Annotated in this window: 11 protein-coding genes and 1 pseudogene; 7 read left to right on the top strand and 5 right to left on the bottom strand. The window is 65.7% G+C overall.

Going from position 1 to position 11526, the window contains the following annotated elements; genetic code table 11:
* Positions 1-311, bottom strand: a 311-nt coding sequence (locus ABZ863_RS23785; RefSeq protein ID WP_358539389.1) for a DUF222 domain-containing protein, incomplete at its 3' end; no start/stop codon positions are given.
* A gap of 173 nt (positions 312-484) precedes the next feature.
* On the opposite strand from ABZ863_RS23785, the gene ABZ863_RS23780 reads away from it, so the two are divergent.
* From ABZ863_RS23780 to mftD, 4 genes are all read left to right on the top strand, one after another.
* Positions 485-712 carry a hypothetical protein gene (locus tag ABZ863_RS23780; protein WP_358539387.1) on the top strand — a complete coding sequence of 76 codons (228 nt, stop codon included), beginning with the start codon at positions 485-487 and terminating at the stop codon, positions 710-712.
* Between the two features lie 178 nt (positions 713-890).
* Complete coding sequence (locus tag ABZ863_RS23775; RefSeq protein ID WP_358539413.1) at positions 891-1535, top strand: DNA alkylation repair protein; 645 nt, start codon at positions 891-893, stop codon at positions 1533-1535.
* Between the two features lie 107 nt (positions 1536-1642).
* Positions 1643-1741, top strand: a complete 99-nt coding sequence (gene mftA / locus ABZ863_RS23770; RefSeq protein ID WP_358539384.1) for a mycofactocin precursor MftA — start codon at positions 1643-1645, stop codon at positions 1739-1741.
* Positions 1742-1822: 81 nt separating this feature from the next.
* On the top strand, positions 1823-2995 hold the full coding sequence (mftD, locus tag ABZ863_RS23765; RefSeq protein ID WP_358539382.1) for a pre-mycofactocin synthase MftD: 1173 nt from the start codon (positions 1823-1825) through the stop codon (positions 2993-2995).
* A 276-nt stretch (positions 2996-3271) separates the two neighbouring features.
* Here mftD and ABZ863_RS23760 read toward each other — a convergent pair.
* The 3 genes and pseudogenes from ABZ863_RS23760 to ABZ863_RS23750 all read right to left on the bottom strand — a co-directional run.
* Positions 3272-4513 (bottom strand): annotated as a pseudogene (locus ABZ863_RS23760) (glycosyltransferase); the annotation flags it as partial.
* 569 nt (positions 4514-5082) lie between these two features.
* Positions 5083-5436 (bottom strand): DUF998 domain-containing protein, encoded by a 354-nt coding sequence (locus ABZ863_RS23755; protein WP_358539379.1) that lies wholly within the window; start codon positions 5434-5436, stop codon positions 5083-5085.
* 77 nt (positions 5437-5513) lie between these two features.
* Positions 5514-6710, bottom strand: coding sequence for a metallophosphoesterase family protein (locus tag ABZ863_RS23750; RefSeq protein ID WP_358539376.1), 1197 nt, complete (start codon positions 6708-6710; stop codon positions 5514-5516).
* Between the two features lie 496 nt (positions 6711-7206).
* Between ABZ863_RS23750 and ABZ863_RS23745 the strand changes: the two genes are divergently transcribed.
* Positions 7207-7803, top strand: a complete 597-nt coding sequence (locus tag ABZ863_RS23745; protein ID WP_358539373.1) for a dihydrofolate reductase family protein — start codon at positions 7207-7209, stop codon at positions 7801-7803.
* A 169-nt stretch (positions 7804-7972) separates the two neighbouring features.
* On the opposite strand, the gene ABZ863_RS23740 is transcribed toward ABZ863_RS23745, so the two are convergent.
* On the bottom strand, positions 7973-8548 hold the full coding sequence (locus ABZ863_RS23740; protein WP_358539371.1) for a TetR/AcrR family transcriptional regulator: 576 nt from the start codon (positions 8546-8548) through the stop codon (positions 7973-7975).
* 107 nt (positions 8549-8655) lie between these two features.
* On the opposite strand from ABZ863_RS23740, the gene ABZ863_RS23735 reads away from it, so the two are divergent.
* A complete protein-coding gene (locus ABZ863_RS23735) occupies positions 8656-9012 on the top strand; it encodes a DUF4267 domain-containing protein (RefSeq protein ID WP_358539368.1) in 357 nt (118 codons plus the stop codon).
* Positions 9013-9159: 147 nt separating this feature from the next.
* Positions 9160-11466 carry a LuxR C-terminal-related transcriptional regulator gene (locus ABZ863_RS23730; protein WP_358539367.1) on the top strand — a complete coding sequence of 769 codons (2307 nt, stop codon included), beginning with the start codon at positions 9160-9162 and terminating at the stop codon, positions 11464-11466.
* The last annotated feature ends 60 nt before the right edge of the window (positions 11467-11526 follow it).

The following is an 11526-nucleotide window of genomic DNA, read 5'->3' as shown; positions in this document are numbered from 1 at the left end:
TCACGTAAGGTGCCCGCGACCACCGGCAGTTCCGCCGGCATCGGCGCACCAGAGGTACTGACCGAGGGAGTAAGCGCCCGGGCGTGGGCGACCATACGACGAGCGTCAGCGGGGTTGAGGTTGAACATCTCCCGCACCAGCCCACCCACGCCGACATATCCCAGTGTCCCGGCCACGCCACGGGCATCGATCTCCGCGATAAACGCCAACTCCCGGGCATAGCTCTCCCGACGACCCTGCTCCAACTCCCGCAGGCCGTCGACAAGTTCCTTATCCCCCAACGAAGACTCGGGGATCGCGTTCCCGATCACGCATCCAGTGTAGCACAAGACTCGAACATGTGTTCGACAAGGGTCGTCCTTTCGGCTGGCAACAATGATTCAAGACCGTTCGGGCGATCTCCGAGGAGTGCGGGGCGTAAGACGATTACGCGAGGCGCGTAGTTCGGCCGAAGAAGCCGTCCCGCGCAGATAGAATTGACGATATGAGTGAGCTGGTGGGACTGTTACTGATCTTGGCCGTCTTCGGCCTGCCCTTGGCGGGATTGCCGTGGCTGGCGTCCCGTGTGCGCCGTCGCGGTGTCGGCGCCGGGCTTTTGGGTCCCATCGAGGAGATATGGGGGTACCCCGAGGCACACCGAAATCGTGCGGTGATCGAAGCGCAGCAGGAACGTCGGGCGCAGACCCCGGCACCGGGCGATCCGCCCGCCTGAATTGGTTTCACGGCGGCCTCTCGTATCCACGGCCGGATCGGTGACCCGACCGGGACCTTCCCCAGAAGCCGACATGCTCCGGGAAGAAGCTGAACGTTTACTCGTAGGCTGAATCTCATCAGTGACTGGACAGGAGGCTGACGTGGCTGAGGTGGTCGAGACGAAGGTGGCCGAGGTGATGGCCGAGCTGGCCGCGCTCGAGGACCCGAGGATACGCGAGGTGAACGAGAAACACGGTGACGACCACGGTGTGAACCTCAGCAAGCTGCGGGCGCTCGCGAAGCGGCTGAAGACACGGCAGGAACTCGCGCGCCAGCTGTGGGAGACGGCTGACACCGCGGCGAGACTGCTGGCGATCCTGATCTGCCGCCCGAAGGCGTTCGAGCGTGACGAGTTGGACGTCATGTTGCGTGAGGCGCGCACCCCCAAGGTGCACGACTGGCTCGTGAACTACGTGGTGAAGAAGAACGCGTACTCCGAAGAGCTGCGCCTGACCTGGTACGCAGATCCGGATCCAGTGGTCGCGAGTGCCGGCTGGGCGCTGACCACCGAACGCGTGGCGAAGAAGCCCGAGGGCCTCGACCTTGCGGGGCTGCTCGACGTCGTCGAGGCGGGGATGAAAGACGCCCCGGATCGCCTGCAGTGGGCGATGAACAACTGTCTGGCCCAGATCGGGATCGATCACGCCGAGCACCGCGCCCGCGCAATCGACATCGGTGAGCGTCTGCAGGTACTCAAGGACTACCCGACTTCCCCGAACTGCACGTCCCCGTTCGCGCCCACCTGGATCACCGAGATGGTACGCCGACAGCACGCCAAGTAGGCGCCCACGTTCGTGCCGCCGCCCTTCACAAGACGCTGGCCGCCCCTTCCATTTTGACACCGAGTGCCATTATGCTGACGTCCGTCGTATTGACTCAGCGAGGAGTGATGACCGTGGAAGACAACGGCGCCGCCACCGAGGTCACCGTCGAAGAGGACCTGCTCGTCGAGGAAGTCTCGATAGACGGCATGTGCGGTGTCTACTGATCGCCGCGACCCCCGCTAGCTGTCCACAGAGGAATGCAAGGCGATGATCGACGAGCTGCTTTAGTCGAAAGGAACTGACTGATGGCGAGCACTAAGGACTGGTTCGAAACCGTAGCCGAGGCCCGCGAGCGGGCCCGCAAGCGAGTGCCCAAGTCGGTGTTCATCGCGCTGCACGCCGGTTCCGAGGCCGGCACCACCCTCGCCGACAACACCGCCGCCTTTGCCGAACTCGGCCTGCGGCCTCGGATCGCAGATCTGCCGGCCACGCGCGAACTGGCCACGAGCGTGCTCGGCCAGGACATCTCCCTGCCGGTCGTGTGCTCTCCTACCGGAGTGCAAGCCGTCGATCCTGGCGGCGAGGTCGCCGTTGCCCGTGCCGCGGCAGCGTCAGGCACAGCGATCGGACTGAGTTCCTTTGCCTCGAAACCGATCGAGGACGTCGTTGCCGCGAATGACAAGGTCTTCTTCCAGGTGTACTGGCAGGGCTCCCGCGACAGCATGCTCGCCCGACTCGACCGCGCCAAGCGCGCCGGTGCCAAGGGCCTCATCGTCACATTGGACTGGATCTTCAGTACAGCGCGAGACTGGGGCGCCCCACCAATTCCCGAGAAGGTAGACCTCAAGGCCGCCGTCACGTTCGCACCACAGGTGCTGACCAGGCCGGGATGGCTGGCCCGCTATGTCCGCTCAGGACGCCTTCCGGATCTCACCACACCCAATCTGGCCGCAGTCGGCGAGACCGGCCCGACGTTCTTTGGCGCCTACGGCGAGTGGATGGGTTCTCCGCCTCCCTCTTGGGATGACCTCGAATGGCTGCGTCAGCAGTGGGACGGCCCCTTCATGATCAAGGGGATCTACCGACCCGACGACGCCAGGCGCGCTGTCGACATCGGTGCTTCCGCGATCTCTGTGTCCAACCACGGTGGCAACAACCTCGACGGAACACCAGCGGCCATCCGCACCCTACCCGGCGTCAAAGCCGCAGTTGGTGACCAGATCGAGGTCCTGCTCGACGGCGGCATCCGCCGCGGCTCCGATGTGGTCAAAGCCGTTGCCCTCGGCGCCAAGGCCGTCATGATCGGCCGCGCCTACCTGTGGGGTATGGCCGCCAACGGCGAACGCGGTGTCCACAATGTCCTGGAAATCCTGCGCCAAGGCATCGACCGAACCCTGTACGGACTCGGCAAGGAATCGATCCACGACCTCACAACCGACGACGTCGTGATTCCGCCTGACTTCACCCGAGGCATGTAACGCCCAACTCATCCCCTGATCGACGCGACGCCTGTCCAACTCTGGTAGGACATCGCGCGACACGAGTCGGTGGCGAAGGTGTGAGCTAAGCAGCTTGGCCGATCGCGGACGCTGCGGGCAGGCCGAGCAGGATCCGATACTGCGCCTCGAAAGTTGCCAGCGTGCCATTGATGTCGTGGCGGGCGATGATGGCCCGGGACTCCTCGCCCATCCGGGCCGAGCGCGCGGATCGGCGGCCAGTTCGGCGATCCGGTGGGAGATGGTGGTGATCGCACCCGGCTCGAACAGGTAGCCATTGACGCCGTGATGCACCAGATGCGGCAGGGCAAGCGCGTCGGCGGCGATGACGGGCAGGCCGGCGGCCATCGCTTCCATCGTGGCGAGGCTCTGTAGTTCGGCCGTGCCGGGCATGCAGAAGACGTCGGCTTCGGCGTACCTGCGGACGAGGTCGGCGTCGGGGACGAACCCGTGAAAAGTCACGCGGCCCGCGACACCCACCTTCGCTGCGAGCGCCTCCAGCTCCGGCCGCAGGGTGCCGTCGCCGACGATGTCCGCGCGGACGTGCGGCAGCGGGGCAAGGGCGCGCAGTAACTGATCGACGTTCTTCTCCGTGTCCAGCCGGCCCACGAACAGCACCGACATCGAACGGCCCACCGGGCGGATCGACGGTGCAGCGTAGTGCGCGACATCGATCCCGCAGGACACGACCTGCACCGGCTGATGGAGCCCAGTTCTCGTGAGCACCTCGGCCGCGCGCGGGGTGGGGGTGGTCAAGATTGTTGCGTCGCGGTAGACACGCACGAGGTCGCGCCATGCCCATCGAGCGATCGCGTCCTTCACCCGCCGCGGAAACGGGGTGTAGCCGAGCAGGTTCTCCGGCATGAAGTGGCTGGTGGCCATGCGGGGGATCCGCCGTTCGGCCGCCACTTCGAGTAAGGCACGGCCGACCCCGAAGTGGGCTTGGACGTGCACGACGTCAGGACGGACTTGGTCCAGAATCCCGCCGAGGGACTTCCTGGCGCCGGCGGGGGTGCAGAATCGGTAGTCGCCGTGGAACGGGATGGCCCGGGAGCGGATCCGGTGGACGGTGTAGCCGTGGCGCCGCTCGATGCACGCGGGTCCGTCTGCGGAGGGGCAGAGGACGTGGACCTCGTGGCCGCGGCCGGCAAGTCCCCTGGCCAAGCGTTCGGCGAAGAACGACGCGCCGTTGATGTTCGGGGGGAAGGTGTCGGCGCCGATCAGAACGCGAAGGCCGGACGGGTGCTCGGGCACGGGGTTCTCCTTGGCTCGGGAACGGGCTTGCGGGACGGCGCCGGCGAGCACACGCACGCCGGCGAAGGCGGCCACGGCGGCGACGACCGCGGGGACCGCGACAGCAGCGGTCAGATTGGGGACGTCGCCATAGGCCAGTGCGACGACGACGGCGGTGAGCGGATCGAGGACGGTCGCGGTGCCGACGACGACGGCGGTGGGCCCGGCGGCGTAGGCGCGGTGCAGGAGCACCCCGCCGGCGCCCATCAGCAGCAGGGTCTGGCCACCGAGCAAGACCGCGACACCTGGGGACTGGGACAGGGCGGCGTGCACCACGGCCGAGCCGATTCCGAACAGGACAGCTGCCGTGGCGGCCAACACGAAGCAGCCGGCCCGCGTGAACCAGACAACCGCGGCGATCACGAAACCGGTCACGGCCGCCGCTTCGGCCGCGCCCACGGTGATCGATGCGGCCGGAGCGGCGAACGCCGCGAGCGTCACGAAGCCGGTGACGCCGGCCACGACGAGCACGATCGCGATCAGCACCCGGCGATTGCGAACCCTCCCCGCAAAGACGACGGTCAGAACCAGGCTGAACACCCCGAGCGGCTGGACGACCATGATTGGGGCCAAGGCCAAGGCGATGACATGGAGCAGACCGCCGCCGACGGCGAACGTCGTGCCCGTCCACCAACCGGGCGATCGCAGCAACCGGGCCAGCGTGCGCAGTCCCGGCCTGCCGCCGACGGCCAGGTCGGTGACCTCGGCGTGTTGCCGGATGGCGGCCATTGCAAACAGGACTGCGGCGAGCAGGGCGCAGGCGACAGCGAGCGCGGTCATCGGACGGCCCGCCGCAGTGCGATCGCCACGGTGGCGATGATCAGGAACTCCGCGAACAGCGCGACGCGTTGCAGCAGGCCGGCCGGCAGCCACCCAACCAGTTGCGCCGTGCCGAACGCCGCTGCGGTCATGGCCCCGGCGATCGCGCCGTGCCGAACCGCCGGCGCCACAGCAAGCCAGCGAGGCTCGGCCCGCAGCCTCGTGCTCAACGCCCACGCGGCCAACGGCAGACTGGTGAACAGCACTGCTGCGCCGACGCGGTGGATCTCGCCGGACATCGTCGGGTCCGCCGGGTTGAGGTTGCTCCGGAAAAGGAGTTGACACCCGGTGACTGCAGTTGAACAGGTCACCAGGGTGCCGAACTCTCGACGAGGTGGTTCCCGACCCCGGGCCGCCGGAACGATGTCCAGCAGCCCGGGGTGTCCGATCAGGACGGCAGCGGCATCGGGTCGATGCTCTGGTCGTTCGCGGTCAGGTCGATGCCGTAGTCCTTGGCGAAGACCATGTAAGTGCTGTCCAGCACGTTCTCGGTGTTCTCGTTCAGGGTGTAGACACGCGCCCCGCGCAGCCGGTTGCGCTCGGCACCGGACAGCCCGTAGGTGCCGAAGCCGGTGTTGCCGGCGTAACCGAGCAGCACGCCGTAGTAGTCGCCGTGGTAGGTGTTGACGTGGTCGTGCCCGCAGAACACGCCCTTGACGTCACCGCGGGTGAGGATCGCATTGAACATGCCGCTGTTGAACGGCCCGGGGCATTCGGCCTCGTTGCGCTCGCCGACGATGCCGTGCCGGGCCACACCGCGCGCGTGGTCGGCGTCGGTGCGCCCGTCGACGCTGCCGAACCACATGAAGCGGTACTCCCACAACGGGATGTGGATGAACATCAGACCCGGCACCTTCCGGCCGACCTGGCGCTCGATCTCCACCGACCGCTGGAAGTACCAGGCGACCTGGTCCATCCGCAGCCAGTCCCAGGTCGGGTAGCCCGCGAAGTTCTGCCCGGCGATGTTGTCCGGCGCGTACCGACCACTGTCCAGCAGCCACAGGTTGAACTTCGGCTTGTTGCCCCGTGAGCCGTGGACGAACAGGTTCATGTTGCCGGTACCGGTGACGCCGCGCGGGCCGAGCTCGTTCACATTGTGGGCGTAGGACCGGTAGAACTTCAGCATGTCGGATTCGTCGAGGCCGCCCTTCTCGGTGGAGTCCTCGTCGTGGTTGCCGTAGGTGATGGCCCACGGGATCCTTCGTTCTTCCATCGGCTGCACGATGTTGTTCATCGCCTGCAGCATCTCCAGCTCGGTGTCGCAGCCGCCGGTGATGTTGTCGCCGTTGAGGATGACCAGATCGGGCCGCTGGTCGTCCAGCACGGCGTTCATCAGCTCCAGGGTGCGGCGGTCGATGCGCTCGTCATCCTGGGTGTCGTTGAACTGCACGATCTTGTAGGTGCCGTCCGCCCGGAAACGCAGGTTCGCGGTCTGCGAAGCCGGCGCAGGCGCTGCCGACGCCGCAGGAGCTGTGACGCCGAGCGCCACGGTGGCGGCGCCCAGACCGCCCAGCGCCATGAACTGGCGCCGGCCGACGCCGGCCTCGGTCGACTCGGGTGTAGAGGGGTCGGACTGCTCGTTCATCGTCGTCCCTTGCAAGTAGTTTCGGGGAAACCGACGTTATCGACGAATCGCGACCGCAAAGTGCGGTCTGTCTAGCTCCATGCGGCGAAACCGTGAACATCTCGGCAAGTTAGGCGCCCCGGTACCGGCTCGGAACGAGTGCTCGACCAGAAGGCGAGCGAGTCGGCACTGGCTCCGGCCGCTTCGTTTTCACGTGTGCATGCCTGGGGACCGTGTTCGGGATCTCGCAGACCACCGCAGTGCGCTACGCGTGAACACCCGGCGACTTCTCGAGGATGATCGGCATGCCGATGTTTACGGTGCCGATGCTGTTGTTGTTGCGTGCCAACCTATCCAGCGAGGCGCCAACGCCTGCGCACGAATGTTCACGAGATTTGACGGCACGGTGCTCGCGTCGTTGGTGGATGACATGATCATTCAGCGGCTCACACCCCGGCACGCCATTCCGGCGGCCCCGGGCCGCACCGCGACAGCCTGACCAACCGAAGGGACCGGCATGCGCAGACTCGTCCATTACATCGCCACCACTCTCGATGGCTTCATTGCGGGCCCGGACGGCGCGGACCCCACCGGCCCGAACGGCTTCTGGCCCATACCGGAGGACTACATACAGCACCTCGTGACCGAGTACCCGGAGACGCTGCCCGTCCAGGCCCGGCAGGCACTGTCGGTCACGGCGAGGGGCACGCACTTCGACACCGTGCTCGAGGGACGGCGCAGCTACGAGATCGGTCTTGCGGCCGAAATCACCGACGCCTACCCCCACCTGCGTCACCTGGTCTTTTCCCGGACCCTGACCGAGATCCCGGACCCGGCCGTCGAATTGGTCGCCGACGACCCGGTAGCGATTGTGCGGGAGCTCAAGCAGCAGGACGGCAAGGACATCTGGCTACTCGGCGGCGCCGAACTGGCGGGCTCCCTGTACGCCGAGATCGACACATTGATCCTCAAAGTCGGCCCGCTGACCATCGGCGACGGGATCCCGCTGTTCTCCCGTAAGGCCGCCTTCGACCCGCGCACCTGGACACTCGCCGACCACACGGTCCTCAAGAGCGGCGCGGTGTTCCTCACCTACACGCGCGCCACCAGCTGAGCGCGCCGGGCGGCGGCGCTTGTGCGAGGCTGGGCGCGGGCGTGCTCAGAGGGTCACGCAGGCGCCGCCGTGACCGCAAGCCATGGCCGTCCTGGCAAGCACTCCCCTGGATTCGATGGCGCAGCACGTTACCCCGATCCGGTTCGGCCTGCGAGGGCCGCGGCCTGCCTCATTGGGTGTCGGCGATCCGGGTGACGAGGAAGTCGAGCCGTTCCTCCTGTCCGCCCGGAGGGATGCGGCCGCTGTCGGACAGGACGGCCATGCCGTGCAATGCGCTCCAGATGACTTCGGCGAATAGTTCGCGTTGCTCGTTGTCAGGGCGGAAGCAGCTGACGAACTCGTTGAAAGCAGCCCGTAGCGGGGGCGGTGTCTCGGCGCTCGCGAACTTCAAGTCGGTGGGCAGGATGAACATGGCCTGGTACAGGGCAGGTCGCTCGGTCGCGAACTCCAGGTAGGCGCGGCAGACGGCGCGCAGGGCCTGTCCGGGTTCGCGGGCGGCCTGCCGTGCGCGGCGCAGGTGGGCGGCGAGTTCGCTGAATCCGTCCAGGGCGACGGCGCTCACGATGGCGTCCTTGCCGTTGAAGTGGCTGTACAGCACCGGCTGGCTGTACTCGACACGTTCAGCCAGCCGTCGTGTCGTCACTGCCTCCCAGCCTTCGGTCTCCGCGAGTTCACGCGCGGCCGTGATGATCAGCTGATGACGGTGGGCGCGTTCACGTTCGCGGCGCTCGCTGATGGCGGACATGACGACATCGTAGCAACGCTAGGCATCCTGTCATCGATAATGTACCGTCGCTACTGCTACTAGCGCCGCTAGGGACTGGCGCCGTCATCAAGAGGAGGAAGCAACACGTGCTCGCCGGACTGATCGGCGTAGGCATCATCGTCATCGGCGCGTGCGCGTTTTGGGCCCCGCAGGCCGCAGTTGACTTTGGCATTCCCGACACGCCGACCGAGGACCGCAACTTCCGGGCATGGCTGTCCGTCAAGGCCGTGCGCGACATAGCTTCGGGGGTCTTCATCTTCATCTTGCTGGTTGCGGCGACACCCCAGGTGCTGGGCTGGTTCATGCTGGCCGCCGCCGGCATTCCCGTCGGCGACGCACTGATCGTGTTGCGCAGCAATGGGCCCAAGGCGGCCGTTTACGGCATCCACGGGGCCACCGCCGTGGTGATGCTGACGATCAGCGTGCTCCTGCTCGTCGCGTAACCGCCCGTAGCGCACGGCCGCGAACTCCGATCACAGGTCAGGTGACAACCAGAACCTGGGCAGACCTGGGATTTCGGATCTTCGAGTTGAAGTGGCGCAGCGCCGACGTTTCCCTGCGGTGCTAGCGTTTATGCCGAGGGATGCAAGATGGCAGTTGGCGCAATTCCAACCGAGTTGACGAGTTTCGTAGGCCGCCGCCAGCAACTCGCCATAGTAAAGCGAGCACTCTCTGGTGCACGGTTGGTGACGTTGACGGGTGTGGGCGGCGTAGGGAAAACGCGGTTGGCGTTACGCATCGCCCACGAGCGTCGCCGGGCCTTTCCCGACGGGTGTTGGTTCGTGGAGCTGTCCGGCCTCACGGACGGGGAGCTGTTGGCCACGACTGTCGCCAACACCGTCGGACTGACCGAACGGTCAAGTCGGCCGCCGTTGGAATCACTGGTGGACTACCTCGGCGACAAGCAGCTGCTGCTGGTCCTGGACACCTGTGAGCATCTCCTGTCGCCGTGCGCGGACCTGGTCAGCGCGGTGTTGTCCAGAGCCTCAGGCGTGAAGATCCTGCTGACGTGCCGCGACGTACTCGACGTTGCCGGCGAACACGTGGTTGTCGTCCCACCGTTGTCGCTACCCGACCCTGCGGCGACGTCAGAGCAGGAGATCGCAGACTGTGAGGCGGTGCGGCTGTTCGTGGACCGTGCAGCAGCTACGGCACCAGGTTTTGCGCTCACTGCTGACAACTACGTCGCGGTCGCCGAGATTTGTCGCCGGCTGGATGGAATTCCTCTGGCCATCGAGCTGGCGGTGGCGCAGCTACACGCGTTAGCCGTATGGCAGTTGGCATCACGGCTGGAAAACCGTTTCAGTCTGGTGACGAGCAGGCGCCACAGCTTTCCCGCTCGGCAGCAGACGCTGAGGGCGGCCATCGACTGGAGCTTCGACCTGTGCTCGCCGCAGGAGCAGACATTGTGGGCGCGTTTGTCGGTCTTCGCCGGGGGATGCGATCTGCACGGCGCCGAGGCGGTTTGCCACGAAGACGGGGACGACCAATACGACGTGCTCAAGCTGATCATCGCACTTCTCAACAAGTCGATCCTTTTCCGTGAAGAACACGCTTCGCCGGCCAGGTATCGGATGCTCGACACCATTCGCGAGTACGGCATCCAACGGCTGGGCGAGAGCGGCCAGGAAACGATGCTGCGTCGCCGACACCGCGACTGGGTCCAAGGTCTGGCAGCCCAGGCAGACGCCGAAGTGTTCGGCCCGCGCCAAGGGCCTTGGCTCATGCGGCTGGTCACCGAGCAAGCCAACTTGCGCGCAGCGTTGGAATTCTGCCTGACCGAACCTCACGAGGCCACGGCGGCGTTGCGAATCCTCAAGCAAACGCTTTTTTTCTGGTTCGCCATCGGGCTACCGGGCGAGGGCCGCTACTGGATCGAGCGAGCGTTGGAGCGTGTTCGACAACCTAGTTTGACCCGAGCCTGGGCGATGTGGGCCGCCACCCACCTGGCATGCCTTCAAGGCGACCCCGAGGCGCCACGGTTGCTGCGGGACTACCAGAACTTGGCGCAACAGTTGGGCGAGGATTCCGTTCTCACGGGCACTGTATACCTGTCCGGAATGATCACGCTGTGGCAGGAGGGAGACTTCGCACAAGCGGCTCCGTTGCTGCGGCAAGCCACCGAAGAACACCGCGCCCACCATGACACCGTCGAAACCTGGCTCGCATTGCTCAACTGGGCCATGGGTGCCGCCCTGACCGACGACGCCTCCGCCGAACCCCTCAGCGAGGAACTTCTCGTCATGACTCGCGATTCAGGGGCCGAATTCTTTCTGGAATTTGCGTTGTGGACGGCGTGTGTCGCCCAGTTCCGCCTGGGCAACCTCACTCCCGCCACGGCTTTGATCAGCGAAGCGATGCAGCACTGTCATAACCTCAAGGACCGGTGGGGGACGCCCTGGGTCATGGAAGTACTGGCCTGGGTCACGGCCGCGACTCAACCCGGCCCGCGGGCCGCCCGACTGCTCGGTGCTGCCCATACCCTCTGGCGACGCGCCGGGGTGTCGCTACCAGAATTGGGTATTCTGACCTCTTCCCATAATCTGGCCGAGGCCCAACTCTGCAAGTCGCTCGGCGAACCGCGATTCGACGACTACTTCCGCGAAGGCAAACATCTCACCTACGAACAAGCATTAGATTTTGCGCTCACGAAATCGCAACCCGCATTATCGGCCGCTCCAGCACAGGATAATACGGAGAGTCCATCGCCGCTGACCCGCCGAGAGATCCAAGTCGCCGAACTCATCGCCGAAGGCCTGAGCAACAAGGACATCGCTGCACGACTGGTCGTCGCGCAACGCACCGCTGAATCCCACGTCGAACACATACTCGTGAAACTGAATTTCACTTCCCGAACACAAATCGCGCGTTGGATACTGGACAGACACTCACCGTAATGTTGGCTCAACGACTTTGTCGGCGAGCGCGGCCAGCACCTGACGGCACGAAGGTGGCCC

The sequence above is a fragment of the Saccharomonospora sp. NPDC046836 genome (genome assembly GCF_040645195.1).
Classification (GTDB): Bacteria; Actinomycetota; Actinomycetes; order Mycobacteriales; family Pseudonocardiaceae; genus Prauserella_A.
The sequence above is the reverse complement of the archived record's forward strand: the minus strand, read 5'-3'. Positions and strand labels throughout refer to the sequence as shown.